Source organism: Thalassotalea marina (genome assembly GCF_014656435.1).
Classification (GTDB): domain Bacteria; phylum Pseudomonadota; class Gammaproteobacteria; order Enterobacterales; family Alteromonadaceae; genus Thalassotalea_C; species Thalassotalea_C marina.
The window spans coordinates 447,551-465,695 of record NZ_BNCK01000001.1 but is presented as its reverse complement, the minus strand read 5'-3'; the positions used below and the strand labels follow the sequence as shown (position 1 = coordinate 465,695).

19 protein-coding genes and 1 pseudogene are annotated in these 18,145 nt (G+C 40.3%); 11 read left to right on the top strand and 9 right to left on the bottom strand.

What is annotated here, in order from left to right; genetic code table 11:
* The first annotated feature begins 3 nt into the window (after positions 1-3).
* The 4 genes from moaC to IE199_RS02035 are packed head-to-tail and all read left to right on the top strand — an operon-like array spanning position 4 to position 1,975.
* Positions 4-501, top strand: a complete 498-nt coding sequence (gene moaC / locus IE199_RS02050) for a cyclic pyranopterin monophosphate synthase MoaC (protein WP_189767043.1) — start codon at positions 4-6, stop codon at positions 499-501.
* Between the two features lies 1 nt (position 502).
* Positions 503-748, top strand: a complete 246-nt coding sequence (gene moaD, locus IE199_RS02045) for a molybdopterin converting factor subunit 1 (protein WP_189767042.1) — start codon at positions 503-505, stop codon at positions 746-748.
* 2 nt (positions 749-750) lie between these two features.
* Positions 751-1,215 (top strand): molybdopterin synthase catalytic subunit MoaE, encoded by a 465-nt coding sequence (moaE, locus tag IE199_RS02040; RefSeq protein ID WP_189767041.1) that lies wholly within the window; start codon positions 751-753, stop codon positions 1,213-1,215.
* 7 nt (positions 1,216-1,222) lie between these two features.
* Positions 1,223-1,975 carry a HesA/MoeB/ThiF family protein gene (locus IE199_RS02035; protein WP_189767040.1) on the top strand — a complete coding sequence of 251 codons (753 nt, stop codon included), beginning with the start codon at positions 1,223-1,225 and terminating at the stop codon, positions 1,973-1,975.
* 122 nt (positions 1,976-2,097) lie between these two features.
* Here IE199_RS02035 and rmf read toward each other — a convergent pair whose 3' ends face one another.
* The gene (rmf, locus tag IE199_RS02030; RefSeq protein WP_189767039.1) at positions 2,098-2,271 is read right to left on the bottom strand and encodes a ribosome modulation factor; all 174 of its coding nucleotides are present in this window, start codon (positions 2,269-2,271) and stop codon (positions 2,098-2,100) included.
* A 285-nt stretch (positions 2,272-2,556) separates the two neighbouring features.
* Positions 2,557-2,772: a DUF3820 family protein gene (locus IE199_RS02025; protein ID WP_189767038.1), complete on the bottom strand. Its 216-nt coding sequence runs from the start codon at positions 2,770-2,772 to the stop codon at positions 2,557-2,559.
* Positions 2,773-3,021: 249 nt separating this feature from the next.
* Between IE199_RS02025 and IE199_RS02020 the strand changes: the two genes are divergently transcribed.
* Together IE199_RS02020 and msrA are read left to right on the top strand one after the other, a co-directional pair.
* Positions 3,022-4,134, top strand: coding sequence for a DUF3083 family protein (locus tag IE199_RS02020; protein WP_189767037.1), 1,113 nt, complete (start codon positions 3,022-3,024; stop codon positions 4,132-4,134).
* 436 nt (positions 4,135-4,570) lie between these two features.
* A complete protein-coding gene (msrA, locus tag IE199_RS02015) occupies positions 4,571-5,110 on the top strand; it encodes a peptide-methionine (S)-S-oxide reductase MsrA (RefSeq protein ID WP_189767036.1) in 540 nt (179 codons plus the stop codon).
* A 53-nt stretch (positions 5,111-5,163) separates the two neighbouring features.
* On the opposite strand, the gene IE199_RS02010 is transcribed toward msrA, so the two are convergent.
* From IE199_RS02010 to folB, 6 genes are all read right to left on the bottom strand, one after another.
* Positions 5,164-6,945, bottom strand: a complete 1,782-nt coding sequence (locus IE199_RS02010; RefSeq protein WP_189767035.1) for a DUF885 domain-containing protein — start codon at positions 6,943-6,945, stop codon at positions 5,164-5,166.
* A 414-nt stretch (positions 6,946-7,359) separates the two neighbouring features.
* A complete protein-coding gene (locus IE199_RS02005) occupies positions 7,360-8,208 on the bottom strand; it encodes a tetratricopeptide repeat protein (protein ID WP_229854485.1) in 849 nt (282 codons plus the stop codon).
* A gap of 178 nt (positions 8,209-8,386) precedes the next feature.
* Positions 8,387-9,544, bottom strand: a complete 1,158-nt coding sequence (locus tag IE199_RS02000) for an acyl-CoA dehydrogenase family protein (RefSeq protein ID WP_189767034.1) — start codon at positions 9,542-9,544, stop codon at positions 8,387-8,389.
* Positions 9,545-9,822: 278 nt separating this feature from the next.
* Entirely contained in the window at positions 9,823-10,638 is an 816-nt protein-coding gene (locus IE199_RS01995; RefSeq protein ID WP_189767033.1) for an undecaprenyl-diphosphate phosphatase, read from the bottom strand.
* Entirely contained in the window at positions 10,635-11,147 is a 513-nt protein-coding gene (folK, locus tag IE199_RS01990; protein WP_189767032.1) for a 2-amino-4-hydroxy-6-hydroxymethyldihydropteridine diphosphokinase, read from the bottom strand. Before folK ends, IE199_RS01995 begins: the two co-directional genes overlap by 4 nt.
* Positions 11,147-11,503, bottom strand: a complete 357-nt coding sequence (gene folB, locus IE199_RS01985; protein WP_189767031.1) for a dihydroneopterin aldolase — start codon at positions 11,501-11,503, stop codon at positions 11,147-11,149. Before folB ends, folK begins: the two co-directional genes overlap by 1 nt.
* A gap of 149 nt (positions 11,504-11,652) precedes the next feature.
* Here folB and plsY point away from each other — a divergent pair, with 149 nt between their 5' ends.
* Positions 11,653-12,249: a glycerol-3-phosphate 1-O-acyltransferase PlsY gene (gene plsY / locus IE199_RS01980; protein ID WP_189767030.1), complete on the top strand. Its 597-nt coding sequence runs from the start codon at positions 11,653-11,655 to the stop codon at positions 12,247-12,249.
* On the opposite strand, the gene tsaD is transcribed toward plsY, so the two are convergent.
* Complete coding sequence (gene tsaD / locus IE199_RS01975; RefSeq protein ID WP_189767308.1) at positions 12,246-13,271, bottom strand: tRNA (adenosine(37)-N6)-threonylcarbamoyltransferase complex transferase subunit TsaD; 1,026 nt, start codon at positions 13,269-13,271, stop codon at positions 12,246-12,248. The genes plsY and tsaD overlap by 4 nt on opposite strands.
* Before the next feature lie 225 nt (positions 13,272-13,496).
* Between tsaD and rpsU the strand changes: the two genes are divergently transcribed.
* The 4 genes and pseudogenes from rpsU to rpoD all read left to right on the top strand — a co-directional run.
* Positions 13,497-13,712, top strand: a complete 216-nt coding sequence (rpsU, locus tag IE199_RS01970; RefSeq protein ID WP_011045067.1) for a 30S ribosomal protein S21 — start codon at positions 13,497-13,499, stop codon at positions 13,710-13,712.
* A gap of 30 nt (positions 13,713-13,742) precedes the next feature.
* A complete protein-coding gene (locus IE199_RS01965) occupies positions 13,743-14,189 on the top strand; it encodes a GatB/YqeY domain-containing protein (RefSeq protein ID WP_189767029.1) in 447 nt (148 codons plus the stop codon).
* 143 nt (positions 14,190-14,332) lie between these two features.
* Positions 14,333-16,090 carry a DNA primase gene (gene dnaG, locus IE199_RS01960; RefSeq protein WP_189767028.1) on the top strand — a complete coding sequence of 586 codons (1,758 nt, stop codon included), beginning with the start codon at positions 14,333-14,335 and terminating at the stop codon, positions 16,088-16,090.
* A gap of 141 nt (positions 16,091-16,231) precedes the next feature.
* Positions 16,232-18,109 (top strand): annotated as a pseudogene (gene rpoD / locus IE199_RS01955) (RNA polymerase sigma factor RpoD); the annotation flags it as partial.
* Positions 18,110-18,145 lie beyond the last annotated feature (36 nt).

Genomic DNA, 18,145 nt, shown 5'->3' with positions numbered 1-18,145 from the left:
TTTATGACTGATAAAAATGTTCAACTTAGCCATATCAATGCACAAGGTGACGCAAATATGGTTGATGTCACAGACAAGCAAATGACGTCGCGCACAGCAACAGCCGAAGGCTATATAAAAATGACTGCTGAAACCATGTCATTGATCCAGTCAGGTGACAACAAAAAAGGTGACGTGCTATCCGTCGCCCGTATCGCTGGCATTCAAGCGGCAAAAAAATGCAGTGATCTGATCCCACTATGCCACCCGTTAATGTTGACTAAGGTCGGCGTAAATTTTGAATTAGATACCATAAACAATCATATTCGTGTTGAATCTCTTTGCAAACTCACCGGACAAACCGGCGTAGAAATGGAAGCCTTAACTGCCGTATCTGTCGCTTGTTTAACTTTGTTTGATATGTGTAAAGCTGCTGATCCTGGTATGGAAATATTTGGCATCAAAGTCTTAAGCAAACAAGGTGGTAAAACAGGCCACTGGCAATCAGCAACGGAAAACTAATATGATCAACGTATTATTTTTTGCTTCACTTCGTGAACAACTAGGCAGTGAAAAGCTTGAACTTTCATCAGATGGTATTACCGATGTACAAAGTTTGCTAAGTGCACTTACTAAACTGCACCCTAACTACAACAATGCCTTTAATCAATCGATATTAGTGGCGGTAAACCAAGAAATGTCGACACGCGAACAAACGCTAAAACCTGGTGATGAAGTTGCCTTTTTCCCACCAGTAACCGGTGGATAACAATGACAAATGACAACATTGTGATAAAAGTGCAACAACAAGACTTTGATTTGGGCGCAGAAATGAATAAACTTCACCAAAACAATGTTGACGACGGAGCAACTGCAACATTTTGTGGGCGCGTGCGAAACAATAATCTAGAGCAAGATGTCATAGGCTTGTATTTAGAGCATTATCCACAAATGACCGAAAAACAGCTGTTGCAAATAGCCCAACAAGCAAAAAGCAAATGGCATTTAGGACGAGTTTGTATTATTCACCGTATTGGCATGTTAAATGTGGGTGAACAAATAGTGTTTGTTGGCGTCACCAGTAAACATCGTCAAAGCGCCTTTATGGCGTGTGAATTTATCATGGACTTTTTGAAAGTTAAGGCAACATTTTGGAAAAAAGAAGTGCATGCCAATGGGCAAAAACTTTGGCTAGATGCAAAACAATCGGATCAAAACAAAGCAAATAGCTGGTAAAAATTTCATGTTATCAACGCAAGAAAAACTAAGATATAGCCGCCAAATCATGTTAAACAAGGTGGGTGAACAAGGGCAGTTAAAGTTACGTAATGCCACAGTACTGATCGTTGGCATGGGCGGACTGGGCAATCCAGTTGCTCTATATTTAGCGGCCGCTGGGGTTGGTAAGTTACTGATCGCTGATGGTGACGAGGTAGATATTACGAATCTACAACGTCAAGTCCTGTTTAGTCAACAAGATGTAAAGCTCAATAAAGCTGATACAGCTAGCGAAAAACTGCAGTTAAATAACCCAGACGTCGACATTGAAGTGATTGATGAAATGCTCGATGAAGAGCTTGCTGATTATTATATTCCTAATGTCGATTTAGTCATTGATTGCACAGACAATATAGCCGCTCGTTATTTACTTAATAAGGCTTGTTTACAACATAAAAAACCACTGATCCTCGGCGCAGCCACCGGTTTTGATGGTCAGCAAATGGTCATTGATCCAAACAATCAAGAAAGTGCTTGTTATCAATGTGTATTCCCAAGTGCAGAAAATGCCCCCGTTAACAATTGTCAGACCATTGGTATTTTGGGGCCAATTTTGGCCGTGATCGGCGGTGTACAAGCAACTGAAGCTTTAAAAATATTAATGGGGTTGCCAGTAAAGACGAACCGACTTGCCCTATACGATGGTCTTAATCAGCAGTGGCAGTATTTTAATGTAAAAAAACAAACTTCATGTACTGCTTGTGGCCATAGTAAATAACTTAGGTTGAAGTGATGTTAATTGAATTAATATCCATTAAAAGATATACATTTATCAACAATCAGTAACGAAAAAGCCCTCACATTGAGGGCTTTTTCGTTACTGATTAATATTGTGTAGCGTCACTTATATAAACCGGCGTTTCTATCTGTCATGGCCTCTCGCCAACCACCGAGCCATTCTGATTTTGCGTTTGCGTTTTGATAAGGGCAATTGTCTTTATGTCTGCCTGCAATGCCTGCTTGATACCCATTTGAATACGCTCTATCTAAACGATCTCTTTTTTGTCTTCTCATAGATGAGTCTCCATAATCTACTGAAATACATAGGTTTTAAGGAAAGTTTTTGACCGATTACGAACTTCAATCGATAATTAATTTAAGAATATTTGAAATTTGAATGCAAGCAAAAATATTGTCATCAAAATGTAAAAATAGTGTGCTAGCGAACTAAAATTCATGCCAATGTTTTAACTAATTTATAAGCACCTGAATTTGTATTGGTTATTTTTACAACGATATTTCGGTAGGATCTTAAAACAATTTTGGTTATGAAAACTTTATATAGAAGTAAATGGCGAATTATTCCCTCAACAAAGGACGAACAATTTTCTCTAAACCATTTAACTTAATTTCATAAATTAGTGCTAATTGCTCACCAAGTTTACCTTCTGGAAAGCCATTACTATGGAACCAAACTAAATAAGGCTCAGGCAATTGCAATAGTTTACGACCTGCATATTTGCCAAATGGCATAGTTTGATTAATCGCTTCAATCAGTTGTGCATTATTCGTCATAGGGTAAATCAATGATTTTAAATAGCTGGCGAGGTTAAGGGGTTTTGCTAAAAGATGCAAGCAAGGGCTAATAGCTTGTGTTTAATAAAACACAATGCAACAAAACTGACATATTTCACTTTATTCTAGAGACATTAATAAGCGAACAATGACTGTTTTTGTGCATATATTTCGTCAAAACTGACATAAAAGTGTCACATGCAAAAACTATAATCGCCGCAACTTAAGACTTCAGTGTCGGATTACTATATGTCAATTGTACGCAAGCGCAGTGCCGCTCATAAGGCCTTTGTGCCAACAAATGCACGTGATAACCAATATATTTTAGCAGAGTTCCCCATTACAGATGAGCTAATACAAAGTATTTCTCCAGATTTGGATCCTCAAGCACCGCAATCATACTTTCAGTTTTACCAAAGTTTATCGCAGTTGTTATTTACACTGAGTAACGACTTTAACATCAAGGGTTGTGTTTTTGTTGCCAACGACAAATTAGTTCGTGTGCGGTACAGCCAGGAGATGCACCAATGGCAGACCAGTCAACAGATTTTGTTTTATTATGATCCGCTAACACATGAATTACAAAACTCGTTTTTTGATGCCAATGTGCGAGCCAAAAAAGTTACCATGCTGTTTCTAGCAACAGGTGAAGATATTCGTACAAACGCCGCCTACTTTCACGACAAAGTGTTTAAGCTTCTTACGAGTTACCAACAAACGCTTGCTATCCCTGCTAACAGTATTAGAGTGAGGGATCACCAACATTTAACTTACGACTTATTTGCTAAAAACAAAGGTTGTATGGGCGTTGGTGCCTATAAGATGCGAGCGATAAGCGAACGTTATGCTAGCCAAGGTGTTGAACTTCCTAAGGACAACTCACCAATCACTTATGCCATTGTTAACTTAGCCGTTAATAATCGTTTGTTAAACATGGTGGAAATTGACCCTCATTCACCAGATCCATACAACCCGCTTTATACCTTTTTAACCGATACATTTTCATTGATTGCAAAACGTTACAACCTTAACAATGGCGCATTGATTGCCAATGGCTTAGTCCCCATCGTCAGATACAGTGAACAAGAATTGTTATCACGTGTAGGCGAGTTACAAATGCTAGGTTACAACCCAGAAATGAGTCCGTGTGGCATCATCAGCAAATGGCAAGCAGACCAATTAGCTGACAATGTTCAATTGATATTTGTTGCTACGCGAGATAATTACGATGACCATGGCTTTGGTCGCTTTTTAAACCAAATTGAGCAAGCAACTCGTTTATTGGCCACAGAGTTAGAGATCCCACCAGAGAAAGAAGAGCTCACGGTTAGATTCCATCAACATATTGCCTACAATATTTAACTGTTCACTCGGCTAGCGTTCAACCCTGAGCGCTAGCCAGTTTATTAAACCAAGCACGAAGCATTTTGTCCTTTTCCCGTTCCAATATATAATACCGATCCGCATAAAGAATTACCCACTTAGAATGGTATGGACGGCATTAGAACAAATGAAATAAGTGAAGATATAGTTGTTCTACATTAAGCTTATTTTGTGCAGTTATCATGTTGACCATGCATTCCCATAGGGCGAGCTTTAAAGGCTTATATGCTGTGTTATTGATTTTAATAAGGACGCTACAGGGATGTAGCTTATGAGAGAACGCAGGAGCACGTTCTCCTGAATAACCATTCTTTGCAATCAATGCCTTGCATCTAAGCCTTTAAACTCTCGCTAAGTGAGCAATCTCTTATACGGATTGGTATAATCTTGCCACCATTACTTGGGAATAAATCAAATGAGTTCAACATTAGCACAAGCAACCTTAGCTGGCGGTTGTTTTTGGTGTATTGAAGCGGCGTTTAATAGCCTACAAGGTATTGTTAAAGCAGAATCAGGGTATATGGGTGGACACACTGAAAACCCAACCTACAAGGCCGTGTGCGAAGGCAATACCGGCCACGCTGAGGTTGTACAATTAACCTTTAATCCAGAGCTAATCACCTACCGCGATATTTTAGAAATATTTTTTGCTCTGCATGATCCAACTCAGCTAAACCGCCAAGGCAATGATATTGGCACACAATACCGCTCTGCTATCTTTTTCCATGATCAAAGCCAGCAAAAAGCTGCGCTAGAGATTATTCAAGAAATGACAGATGACAATACTTGGCCTGATGCCATCATCACTGAAGTTAGTCCATTGGCGACGTTTTACTGCGGCGAAGATTATCACCAAGAATATTTTAACAATAACCCTGAAAACCAATATTGTCAGGCCGTTGTTTCACCAAAACTAGCTAAATTTAAGAAGAAATTTGCTGAGAAGTTAAAATAAGCAACACAGAAATCAGATCATAAAAAAGCCCACTTTTGTGGGCTTTTTGTTAGCTATTTTTTTGCTTTTTCTTTAGCAATAAATTCTTCAATTTTCAGCTCTAACACTTTCAGTGGTATCGCGCCATTGGCCAATACCGCATCGTGAAATGCTCGAATATCAAATTTCTCGCCCAGCTCTTGTTCCGCTTTTTTGCGTAAACGTTTAATGGTCAATTCACCAATTTTGTACGACAGTGCCTGTCCTGGCCAAGAGATATAACGATCAATTTCCGTCGTTACGTTATGCAGTGATAAAGCCGTATTACCAGCCATAAAGTCTAACGCTTGCTGACGAGTCCAACCCATCGCATGCATACCAGTGTCAACAACTAAGCGGGCAGCACGCCACATTTCATATGTTAAACGGCCAAAGTTGCTGTAGGGATCCTTATAAAAACCCGCTTCTAAGCCTAAGTATTCTGCATATAGTCCCCAACCTTCACCAAAGGCCGAAATGTAACTATAACGTCTAAAATTAGGTAAATGATCTAGCTCTTTGTTTAAAGATATTTGTAAGTGGTGACCTGGTACCGCTTCATGCAAAGTAAGCGCTTCTAATTCATATAATGGGCGTTTATCTAATGCATAGGTATTTACCCAATAAAAGCCAGCTTGATCATCACGGCTGGCACCACTGTAACGGCCAGTAGTATATTTTGGTGCTATTTCAGCTGGTACTGGCACTATCCCGTATGGTTTACGTGGCAGTAAGCCAAAATATTTAGGTAGTACAGCGTCGGCCTTTTTCGCGATAAATGACGCTTCTTTTAGCAACTCTTCTGCTGACGTTGCATAAAACTTTGGATCGGTGCGCAAGTAGTGAAGGAAATCACTGAATGAGCCGTCAAATTCCAACTCTTCAATAATAGTTTCCATCTCTGCTCGAATACGTTTTACTTCTTTTAAACCTAATTCATGCACTTGCTCTGGTGTCATATCAAGCGTAGTAAAATAGCGAACGCGGTTTTGATAAAACGCTTTACCATCTGGCAGTTCATAAGCTGCAATTTCTTTACGTGCATTTGGAATGTATTCGTTAACCATAAAGTCATAAAACTTTTGGTAACTTGGCAATACACTATTTTTAACCTGTGCTAAGCCAGCAGCTTTAAGCTTTTCCTGAGTGTCAGCAGGTATGTTATCAGGGAAGGTGGTAAATGGTTTAAAGTAAACACTTTCTTCTGCTGGAACTAAAAACGCTTCAATGCTTTGTTCAAAACCTTTAAGTACCACTTGAGCAGGCGTATTTCCTACCGCTAAGCCTTCTTTTAGCCACGAGGTTTGCTGATCAAAGTATTTTGGTAATGCACCTAACTTAGCAATATAGTTCTCGTAGGCAGTTTCTGTTTTAAAATTACCTTTGGCCATGCTAGCAATATAAGCATGAAAGCCACTTTCTGACGTCAAAGGAATTTGATGTGCTTTAAATCGATAGTTATCCACTGAGTTTTGCAGTTGATAAATCAAAATTTGTGCATTGATTTTCTGCTCAGCAGATAGCTTACTTTGGTTAATCGCTTTTGCGTCTTTTAACAGCTCTACACGTTTAGCATTTTGAGCAGCTAAGTACTCAGGAGATAAATCAGACAGCTTTTTCGCAGCGTCTTTATCTTTTTTATCTGCAGACGTTCTGAATTTCCATTCTCGATCAATCAGTTGACTAAGTTTTTTGTCTTCAGCTGTCTCATTAACAGACTGGCTAACCACTGATTCTACTGGTGCGGTGTTTTGACATGCTGAAACACCAAGCATAATAAAAGATGCCGCAATGAGGGGGCGAGTTTTAGATAACATTTTTTACACACATTCCTTTCATAAAAAGACTTGTAGCAAGTTCTTATTAAAGTGACAGTTTGTATCAATAAGCATCTAATTAACGACTTGCTTTTGGCCGATGCCCAAAACACAGAGCTGTAATATGATTAACTTATTGAGATCATGACGCTCTGTACCAGTGAATACAACTTTGTTCTCAAGAGGGGGTGTTACACAGCGTAAAACGATTTTTCATTAAAGGCTTAAGCTTAACAATTGCTGTGTTGACATACATAATAAATGCGGTCGATGAACTTAATAAATCGATAACACGCTATGTAATCAATAACGCAAACATTTATGCATACACTTTTGTGAAAACATAAAGAACCTTAAACAAAAAACCCTTACGTTTATCTCCATAAGGGTTTCGTATGCTTTCAGTTTACGCGTTTAATACATCAGTGTGTAGAGCTTTCTGCGGAATTTTGTCGCTAGAGGGTCGCCATCAGGTAAGGCTTTAAGTACATCTAGTAGTAATTGCTTACTATCAGTATCAGTTCTATCAGATTGCACTAGCCTAAACAAAATGGTTAACGCTTCTTCATTACGATTAACTTGGTTGTATTGTGCAGCTAACTTTTGCTGTAGCTCTCGATTATCCGGATCTGCTTCAAGTGCTTGTTCTAGCGCTTGGATTTCTGGTGAATCAGCCGCTTGCGTGGCTAACTCTAACTTGGCAACTAGCGCTGCATAGTCGCTGTTTTGATCAACCATTTTGATAGTTTCAAGCAACGCTTGTGCGTCTTCTAATTTACCTAATTGTAGCAATACATCAATTAATACAAACTTTATATCTGCTCTTTCATTTGCTAACTCATAGGCTTTAACAATAACAGTATAAGCTTCGTTTACTTGCCCTTGTGTTAACAATTCTTTAGCTTGAGTTAACAAGCCATCTTCTACTTTAGGTAAATGCTTACCAATAAATGCTTCGATACTTTCATCTGTTTGTGGGCCAGAAATACCATCAATAGGCTGACCATCTTTAACTAAAATAGCCGTTGGTAAACCTTGAATGCCAAACTGCATAGCAATTTGCTGTTCAACAGCGCAATCTAAGGTTGTCATCAGAACATGTTGCTCTGCACCTGCTACTCGCGCTGTAAGTTTATCTCTTAATTCAACACTTTCAGGCACTTGATCAGCCCAAAAAGCGACAAGTACCAATTTTTCTTTTGAGTCTTCCAAAATAATGTTTTGGAAATTTTCCATATTGATCGCAATGGCAGGATTTGACACGTTTTATCCTCTTAAACTGGGTGTTTTAAACAACAGATAAGCTAAATAATTGGGGCACTTGCTTGTGATTACAAGTCTTTTATTTAATGAGGTTTAGTGTAGGAAATAAAGGTAGAGATTTGTTAGAGCACGTGACAAAACATGCTCTAACTAAATGCAGTTGGTATGTAGCTAAGGGTTATTGCACTTCGCTTAATAATGCTCTGGCAATAATCACCTTTTGAATTTCGCTGGTACCTTCATAAATAGAAGTAACACGTACATCACGAGCAAAGCGCTCAAGTGGGTATTCTTTGATATAACCAGCACCACCCATCATTTGTAACGCGTCATAACAAGCAACATTTGCTTTTTCAGCGGCAAATAACTTCGCCATTGATGCTTGTTTGCCAAACGGTAAACCTTGCTCTTTGGTATAAGCTGCCTGCATTAATAACAAACGTGCAGCTTCTAGTTCTGTATAACGCTCGGCTAATTTCCACTGTAAACCTTGGAAGTTTGCTAGTGGTTGGTCAAATTGTTTGCGCTCAGTTAAATAGGCACGTGCATAATCCATAGCAGCTAATCCAACCCCTAACGCCAAAGAACCGATACCAATACGACCACCCGCTAATTCACCAACGGCTAAAGCAAAACCTTTGTTTTCTTCACCTAACATTGCGCTAGCTGGCACGCGGCAGTTTTCAAAATGCACTTCGTTAGTTGGTGAAGCTTTTTGACCCATTTTGTCTTCAGTTTTACCAATTGTCATACCAGGCGTTCCTGATTCAACAATAAAACACGAAATGCCTTTACCTTTTTTCGCTTGTGGATCGGTTACAGCCCAAACAACAAACACATCAGCAAAAGTACCACTGGTGATATATAGTTTACTGCCATTAATAACATAATAGTCGCCGTCTTTTGTCGCAGTTGTTTTCATTCCTGCTGGATCAGAACCCGCGGTATTTTCCGTTAAACAAAAGCCACCGGCACGATATTCACCACCACAAATTTTTGGCAAATAGTTTTGCTTTTGATCTTCATTACCTACTGCTTGAATGACCTCTGCCACCATATTGGTAACAGACGTTGTCACCGCCGTTGAAGCACAAGCTTTTGCAAGTTCAGTAATTGCTAAACTAAACGCAACCGTACCAGCTTCTACTCCACCGTACTCAGCCTTTATGTTTAATCCCATAAACCCTAGTTCAGTCAACTTGGCTAAATTATCTAAGAATATGGTTTGATCTTGTGTTTCATCTAAATGTGCAGCTACTGGCGCTAATTCCGACTCAGCAAATTTCTTTGCCATGTCTTGAATCATCATTTGCTCTTCAGTCAGCGATAAATTCATGTCACTACCCGTTGTTCATTATGTGTTGTGCGATAAGTGTTGCAGTTATTCTATACAAACTTGTTGCATTAAACACCTACTAATTTGACGTTTACGTAAACTTCAACACAGCAAAACTACAACATTTTTATTAGTGCTAGATACGAAAGGTTTTTATTGTTTGATCAAAAAAGCCAGTGATTTGACTCACTGGCTTCATTAAAACTATTTAACCTCAGATTTGAATAAGAAACAGCACTAAGTCAAATAAAACATAAACTTAGCAGTTTCTTAAAGTTCTAGTTCATAATAAACCAAACGAGGATTGCACCGAGTATCAGTCGGTAAATAACAAATGGCATCATGCCAAGGCGACTTACAATAATAAGGAAATAGTGAATACAAGCATACGCGCTAATAAACGCCAAAACGCTGCCTAGGCCTAATACTTGCCAATCAACAGATTCAGCTGTACTCACCAACTTATAAGTCAGGTATCCGCCCGGCATCATGATGCCTGGGATAGAAAGTAGAAATGAAAAACGCGCAGCGTTTTCTTTGCTCAAGCCCAACATCATTCCCGTTGTCATGGTAATACCTGAGCGAGATGTACCAGGGATAAGCGCTATCGCTTGCGATACGCCAATCAGTAACGCACCTTTTAAACCTAATTGCTCAACGGTAACATTTTCTTTAGCTATGATATCGGCAAAACCGAGTAACAAACCAAAAACAATTGTTGTTGCAGCAATCACGGCAACACTACGTAGATGGCTTTCAATAAAATCAGCCCCTAAAAAGCCGACTAGCCCTAAAGGAATTGAAGCAAATAAAATCCACCATGCTAGCTTGCCGTCAAATGAGCTTTTGTCATGTTTACCAGGGCCTACACCTAAAGTGCCAAACCAGGCCACCGCCATCGCGCCCACTTCTTTGCGAAAATATAGTACCACCGCCAACAATGTGCCAACATGCACTGCCACGTCAAAGTCTTGCCCTTGATCAGCCCAGCCGAGTAACGCTGATGGCAGAATTAAATGCGCCGAGCTCGATATTGGTAAAAACTCTGTGAGCCCTTGTATCAACGCAAGTAAAAATATTTCCATAAAACTCATAAATGTTTAACTTCCTTAGGTACTGTCCAAGTTAATGGGATTTTTGTTAATTGTTGTGAAGATTTATCAAATGCCGCCCACATATCGCCATAAGTTTTGCCGTTGACAGGATGTTTCTGCTCTGCCGCCAGTTCTGAAAGAGGCCACAAAACAAAAGCGTTAAAAGTGATTTCATCACGGGGCAACTGAGCTGGTGAATCACAAATAACGTCATCATAAAGCAGCAGATCAATGTCTATCGTGCGCGGGCTAAACTTTTTGGCGTCTGGCTCACGACCATGGGCGTATTCCATTTCACGTAAAAAAACCACAAGTGCCTCTAAAGCCATTGTGGTTTCAACTTTAACGACCATGTTGTAAAAGTCGGTACCTTCAAAACCAACCGAAGAACTATCAAACAACGATGACAGCTCTATTGATCCAAAGGCTTTATGTAAAGAAGTTAGGCAGGCATTAATACTTGCTTCGCGATCAACATTACTGCCTAACGACAAATAAATCGTTGCCATTAAGCCTTCACACCACGTTCAATTTCAACACCAACTGACACTGCATTGTGCACAGCGGTTGGTTTATTAATTCTAAGTTTTAACCATGGTATGGCGTATGTTGTCATTAAAAATGCCGCCATTCTTTCCGCTAACGTTTCCAATAAATCGACAGGATTATCATTGGCAAACGTGTCAATTTGTTGAGAAATGTCGGCATAATCTAGTGTTTTTGCCAGCTCATCATTTTTAGCGGCAATAGAAGTGTCCCACCCCATTTCTAGATCTATGACCAAAGTCTGTTTGATCTCTTTTTCCCAAGCGAAAAAACCAATAGTGGTTTGAATTGATAACCCCTGAATAAAAACTTTATCCATGAAACGTGCTTTATTGTTGTAAAAATTATTGGCGAGTTTACCTGTACAGGCTTAGAAAAACTAGCATATCGCTATTGATTATTTCAATTGCTTTGACGAAAGGCTACAATGACAACAACTTAGAATGATCAAGACGGATTTGGCTGTAAATGTTGGTTTTAACACTTGCAATGATAGTAGTTGCCTACCTAATGGGCTCAGTATCAAGTGCTATCTTGATCTGTCGACTACTTCAACTGCCTGACCCACGTTCTAAAGGATCTGGCAACCCCGGCGCAACTAACGTCTTACGAATAGGCGGTAAAATTGCAGCACTTTCCGTACTAGCCTTTGATGTACTAAAAGGCACTATTCCTGTTTGGGGTGCTTATTTTTTAGGTATTGAACCTATTTATCTTGGCGTTATTGCTATTGCGGCCTGTCTTGGCCACATGTACCCAATATTTTTTCAGTTTAAAGGCGGTAAAGCAGTTGCCACCGCTTTTGGAGCTTTATTGCCGATAGGCTTAGATTTAGGCGCTTTGTTGGTGATCACTTGGTTTAGCGTCGCAAAAATAACGAAATATTCTAGCTTGGCAGCCATTATCACGGTTTGTTTAGCACCGTTTTATACTTGGCTACTAAAGCCTGTTTATACTTATCCAGTGCTGATGCTCAGCATTATTATTTTAGTTAGGCACAGGCATAATATGGCTCGCTTAATTCAAGGAAACGAGCCAAAAATTACTGACAAAAAACTGAGTTAGATTGACGGTAAGGTATCAAGCGGCCAACGAGGTGTCGCTTTAAAAGATAAGTCAGCAAAATTGCCCGCTTTCAATCTTTGCATACCTGCATAGGCAATCATCGCACCATTATCCGTACAAAATTCAGGTCTTGGGTAATATACTTGGCCACCTAACTTTTTGGTGATAACGGCTAGTTTAGTTCTTAGTTCCGTATTAGCACTTACACCACCGGCAATAACTAGTCGATTAAGCTGACATTGCTCTAACGCACGGCGACACTTAATGGCGAGTGTATCAACCACAGCTTCTTGGAATGCATAGGCAATATCAGCATGCGTTTGTTCATCTAACTCGCCCTTTTCTTTTGCGCTGTTAATCGTATTTGCAGCAAAGGTTTTTAACCCACTGAAGCTAAAATCTAAACCAGGTCTATCTGTCATTGGCCTTGGGAATTTATAGCGCCCCTTGGTACCCGACTCTGCCATTTTGGCTAAAACTGGGCCCCCAGGATAATCAAGACCTAATAACTTAGCGGTTTTATCGAAGGCTTCACCAGCAGCATCGTCTACTGACTCGCCCAACATTTCATATTCACCAATACCGTTTACTCTCACTAACTGGGTATGACCACCAGAAACCAGTAAAGCAACAAACGGAAACTCAGGCACATCCTCTTCCAACATAGGCGCCAATAAATGACCTTCCATATGATGAACAGGCACTGCTGGAATATTCCAGCCATACGCTAAACTGCGACCAATAGAACAGCCAACAAGCAGCGCACCAATTAAACCAGGGCCAGATGTATAAGCAACACCGTCTAAATCTTTAGGTGTTAAATTAGCTTCAGCTAAAACTTCTCTGATCAAAGGTAAGGTTTTTCTAACGTGATCACGCGACGCCAATTCAGGTACTACACCACCATAATCGGCATGCACTTTAATTTGGCTATAAAGGCGATGCGCAAGAATGCCTTGCTCTTCATCATAAATGGCGATCCCCGTTTCATCACAAGAGGTTTCAATACCCAAAATACGCATATTTACTACTTTGACCATAAGCTAACTTAAACTGGAGGGCGATTTTACCTAGCAAAGCACAAATAAACCAGTTAAAAGCGAAATTAACCTTTACTTTCCACCTAGCATGGCAGTAGAATACCGCACCATTTTTTAACAGAGTGGGCGAAAGTAAGGCGTGAATAACCAAAAGCGCGTAAAGCATTTCGTCAAATCTATAGAGATACAACTAAGGTAAGAGGCACAATGCCAGTAATTAAAGTTAGAGAAAACGAACCATTTGACGTAGCACTACGTCGCTTCAAACGTTCTTGTGAAAAAGCAGGAATCTTATCAGAAGTTCGCCGTCGCGAATCATACGAGAAGCCAACTTGGGAGCGTAAGCGCAAGAAAGCTGCTGCTGTTAAGCGCGCTGCTAAGAAAGTATCTCGTGAGAACGCACGCCGCGTTCGTATGTACTAAGCCGACCTTAGTTGCATATCGAGAAGTAGCATGAGCCTACTTGAAAAGCTCAAAGAAGAAATGAAAAACGCTATGCGTGCCAAAGACAAAAATCGTCTTGGCGTTATACGCATGGCGTTGTCAGCGATTAAACAAGCTGAAATTGATCACGGTACTGAAGCAATCGACGAAAACGTTATTGCCGTTTTAACTAAAATGGTTAAGCAACGTAAAGAGTCAATTAAAATGTATGCTGAAGGTGGCCGCGAAGAATTAGCTGATAATGAAAGAGCTGAAGTTGCAACGTTAGAAGAGTTTCTTCCTCAAGCATTAACTGCTGAAGAAATTGCTCAACTAATTAACGATGCAATCGGTGAAACTGGTGCCGCTTCAATGGCTGACATGGGTAAAGTCATGGCAATATTGAAACCAGCGATGCAAGGCAGAGCTGATTTAGGCGCAGTAAGTGGTCAGGTGAGAGCCGCACTTAACAGCTAAGTTAAAAAGATTTAAGGAAAACCGTAAATGGCAACATTTGCGGTTTTTTTTTCTCTTAAAGTGAAAAAACCACTATTTTTCTGTTTGTTGTTTGTACTAAAGTACAACAAATGCTTATGTCATTGTTTGACAAGGGGAAACGAATGGCCGGGATGATCCCGAGACAGTTTATTGATGATCTATTAGCGCGTGCTGATATTGTTGAGATCATTGATTCGCGTGTTCCTCTCAAAAAGGCAGGTAAAAACTATCAAGCCTGTTGTCCTTTTCACACAGAAAAATCTCCATCATTTAGCGTAAGCCCCGACAAGCAGTTTTATCATTGCTTTGGCTGTGGTGAACATGGCAATGCAATTTCATTTTTAATGGAATTTGACCGGCTAGAATTCCCTGACGCCATTGAAGAACTTGCCAGTTTTTACAATATGGACGTGCCACGCGAACAGGCACATCAAACACCAGCGCAACTAAAACAGCAACAACAAGCATACCAGCAAAAGCAAGACGACTATCAGCTAATGGAAAACATTAGCCGCTTTTATCAGCAACAACTTAAAGTTGCTCAGGATAAAAACATTGCTGTTGATTATCTTAAAAGCCGTGGCCTAAGTGGTCAAATTGCCAAATCGTTTGGCATAGGTTTTATTAGCGATCAATGGGACGGCATGATGAAGGCGTTTGCCAACAATCGTAACGTTACTCAACAGTTAGTTGATTTAGGTATGGCAATCCCTGGCGAACGTAAACAACCTTATGATAGGTTTCGTGGTCGCATCATGTTTCCAATTCGCGATAAACGTGGTCGTGTTATTGGTTTTGGTGGCCGCGTTATAGGTGATGGCACGCCAAAATATCTAAACTCGCCTGAAACCCGAATTTATCATAAAGGCCAAGAGCTGTATGGCCTTTATGAAGCAAAGCTGGCCAATAAACAATTGCAGCGATTAGTGGTTGTTGAAGGTTATATGGACGTTGTTGCCTTAGCGCAACATGGTATCAACTACGCGGTTGCCTCCCTAGGCACATCTACAACACCAGAGCAATTACAGACCTTGTACAGAACAGTTAAAGAAGTGATTTGTTGTTATGATGGCGACCGAGCGGGTCGTGATGCCGCATGGCGCGCCATGGAAAATGCCCTGCCATTAGTGCAAGACGGCATATCACTAAAATTTGTTTTCTTACCTGATGGTGAGGATCCAGATTCTTTGGTCAGACAACAAGGGCAACAAGCCTTTGAGCAAATATTGCAACAAGCTACGCCACTATCGCAGTTTATTTTTGACAAGTTTTTAGAAGACAATCCTGCAAACAGCCATGAAGAAAAAGCAGCACTAGTTGACCAATTACAACCTTTGCTCAATAAAATGCCAGACAGCATTATAAAAAACAGCTTAATCGAAGAAATGGCGTCGCGTTTTAGTATTACCAGTGAAAAACGACTAATTGAATTGCAAAAGCGCAGTCAGCAACCAACCGCTGCTCAGACGGTACAAAAACGCCAAAAAGTCACGCCGGTAAGACTTGCTATTGCATTGTTAATAGAGCGCCCCAATATAGTAAATGCACTGCCTGATAGACACATGTTGCACGGTGTAGATTTACCGGGAGTAGCCTTGCTTAACCAGTTAATTGAGCTCACATACAAGCGCCCTAATGTAAACAGTGCACAACTGTTAGAAAATTTTAGGGGAACCAAAGAGGGTGAACAGCTCACTAAACTAATGTGCTGGGAACATCATGTGGTTGAAGAAGCAGCTGAGCAAGTTTTTATCGACAGTATTGAGAAGCTTCTTAGTCAATTTGTTGAGCAAAGAACAGAGTTTTTACTCGCTAAAGCGAGAACCGGCGAAATGTCGCCACAAGAGAAGCAAGAATTACAGGTGTTATTAAATGCCTAAAAACAGGTCTAATCAGCCTGCACTTGCTATAATTTAACTGATTTAAACAGAGCAGAGCAGTTTTTTAAGCTGGCAATTTTGCATTCAATTTGCTAAAATTTTCGGCTTTACTGTTCGTAATTTAACGTCAAACAAGGTGGACACTCGTCAATGGATCAAGCCCCACAATCTAGACTTAAAGAGTTAATAACCAAAGGTAAAGAACAAGGTTATTTAACTTTTGCCGAGGTTAATGATCATCTTCCTCAAGACATTATAGATTCAGACCAAGTTGAAGACATCATTCGCATGATCAACGACATGGGTATTCAAGTATTTGAAAGTGCCCCTGATAGCGATGAACTAATGATGTCAGAAGCTAATACTGATGAAGATGCAGCAGAAGCTGCGGCACAAGCATTAGCAACTGTAGAGAGTGAAATTGGTCGAACTACCGATCCAGTGCGCATGTACATGCGTGAAATGGGTACCGTAGAACTTCTTACACGTAAAGGCGAAATTGTTATCGCTAAACGTATTGAAGAAGGTATCAAAGAAGTACAACGTAGTGTTGCAGAATACCCACCAGCAATTAATTATCTATTAGAGCAATGGGATAACTTCGAAGCAGAAGAAGGTCGTTTAAGCGATATCATTCTTGGCTTTTTAGACCCTGACGCAGAAGAAGACGAAATTCCAGCTGCTGCAACACATATCGGCTCTGAGCTTTCTGATGAAGAGCTTGAAGACGAAGATGAAGATTTAGAAGAAGATGAAGACGATAACGACTCTGATTCAGACTCTGATGATGAAGAAGAAGATACAGGTCCAGATCCAGAATTAGCACGTGAAAAATTTGGCGCCCTTCGTGAAAAATACGAAGCAGCGAATAAAGTGATTGATGCTAAAGGACGTGGTCATGAAGACGCAGTAAAAGCGATTGATGAACTAGCTGATATTTTCAAAGAGTTCCGCTTAGTACCAAAAGTATTTGATCGCTTAGTGAAAAACATGCGTGAAGTCATGGACAGATTACGTGTTCAAGAACGCTTGATCATGAAGCACTGTGTTGTTGGTGCAGGCATGCCAAAAGCAACTTTCATCAAAATTTTCCCAGGTAACGAAACTGACTTTGCTTGGTTTGAAGCACAAAAAGCTGCTGGCGAGCCATGGTCGAAAAAATTATCTGACGTTGAGCCTGACGTAGAACGTTGTATTCAAAAGTTAGGTCAACTTGAAAAAGAAACCTTCTTAAACGTACACGGTATTAAAGATATTAACCGTCGTATGTCTATCGGTGAAGCAAAAGCTCGCCGTGCTAAAAAAGAAATGGTAGAAGCGAACTTACGTCTTGTAATTTCAATCGCTAAAAAATACACCAACCGTGGTTTGCAGTTCTTGGATCTGATCCAAGAAGGTAACATTGGTTTGATGAAAGCGGTAGATAAGTTCGAATACCGTCGTGGTTACAAGTTCTCAACTTATGCAACATGGTGGATCCGTCAGGCAATTACGCGTTCAATCGCTGACCAAGCCCGTACGATTCGTATTCCTGTGCACATGATTGAAACAATCAATAAGCTAAACCGTATTTCTCGCCAAATGCTTCAAGAAATGGGTCGTGAACCGACACCAGAAGAATTAGCAGAACGCATGGTTATGCCGGAAGATAAAATCCGCAAAGTATTGAAAATTGCTAAAGAGCCAATTTCAATGGAAACACCAATCGGCGATGATGAAGATTCGCACTTAGGTGACTTTATTGAAGATGGTAGCGGTGAGCTTCCTGTTGATTCAGCAACCTCTGAAAACTTAAAACATGCTACGCATGAAGTGCTAGCAGGTTTAACGGCTCGTGAAGCAAAAGTATTACGTATGCGTTTTGGTATCGACATGAATACTGACCACACGTTAGAAGAAGTAGGTAAGCAATTTGACGTTACTCGTGAGCGTATTCGTCAAATCGAAGCGAAAGCACTTCGCAAGCTTCGCCACCCTTCTCGTTCTGAGCAGTTAAAGAGTTTCTTAGACGGCGAATAAGCCGCTTAAGCTCAAGCATAAAAAATCCAGCCAATA

Excerpts from the sequence above, each read along its gene's own strand:
- IE199_RS02010 (WP_189767035.1), bottom strand. The coding sequence starts at position 6,945 with ATGTTATCTAAAACTCGCCCCCTCATTGCGGCATCTTTTATTATGCTT.
- folB (WP_189767031.1), bottom strand. The coding sequence starts at position 11,503 with ATGGATAAAGTTTTTATTCAGGGGTTATCAATTCAAACCACTATTGGT.
- folK (WP_189767032.1), bottom strand. The coding sequence starts at position 11,147 with ATGGCAACGATTTATTTGTCGTTAGGCAGTAATGTTGATCGCGAAGCA.
- msrA (WP_189767036.1), top strand. The coding sequence starts at position 4,571 with ATGAGTTCAACATTAGCACAAGCAACCTTAGCTGGCGGTTGTTTTTGG.
- dnaG (WP_189767028.1), top strand. The coding sequence starts at position 14,333 with ATGGCCGGGATGATCCCGAGACAGTTTATTGATGATCTATTAGCGCGT.
- rpsU (WP_011045067.1), top strand. The coding sequence starts at position 13,497 with ATGCCAGTAATTAAAGTTAGAGAAAACGAACCATTTGACGTAGCACTA.
- moaE (WP_189767041.1), top strand. The coding sequence starts at position 751 with ATGACAAATGACAACATTGTGATAAAAGTGCAACAACAAGACTTTGAT.
- IE199_RS01965 (WP_189767029.1), top strand. The coding sequence starts at position 13,743 with ATGAGCCTACTTGAAAAGCTCAAAGAAGAAATGAAAAACGCTATGCGT.
- IE199_RS02020 (WP_189767037.1), top strand. The coding sequence starts at position 3,022 with ATGTCAATTGTACGCAAGCGCAGTGCCGCTCATAAGGCCTTTGTGCCA.
- IE199_RS02035 (WP_189767040.1), top strand. The coding sequence starts at position 1,223 with ATGTTATCAACGCAAGAAAAACTAAGATATAGCCGCCAAATCATGTTA.
- IE199_RS01995 (WP_189767033.1), bottom strand. The coding sequence starts at position 10,638 with ATGAGTTTTATGGAAATATTTTTACTTGCGTTGATACAAGGGCTCACA.
- moaD (WP_189767042.1), top strand. The coding sequence starts at position 503 with ATGATCAACGTATTATTTTTTGCTTCACTTCGTGAACAACTAGGCAGT.
- plsY (WP_189767030.1), top strand. The coding sequence starts at position 11,653 with ATGTTGGTTTTAACACTTGCAATGATAGTAGTTGCCTACCTAATGGGC.
- rmf (WP_189767039.1), bottom strand. The coding sequence starts at position 2,271 with ATGAGAAGACAAAAAAGAGATCGTTTAGATAGAGCGTATTCAAATGGG.
- tsaD (WP_189767308.1), bottom strand. The coding sequence starts at position 13,271 with ATGCGTATTTTGGGTATTGAAACCTCTTGTGATGAAACGGGGATCGCC.
- moaC (WP_189767043.1), top strand. The coding sequence starts at position 4 with ATGACTGATAAAAATGTTCAACTTAGCCATATCAATGCACAAGGTGAC.
- IE199_RS02000 (WP_189767034.1), bottom strand. The coding sequence starts at position 9,544 with ATGAATTTATCGCTGACTGAAGAGCAAATGATGATTCAAGACATGGCA.
- IE199_RS02025 (WP_189767038.1), bottom strand. The coding sequence starts at position 2,772 with ATGACGAATAATGCACAACTGATTGAAGCGATTAATCAAACTATGCCA.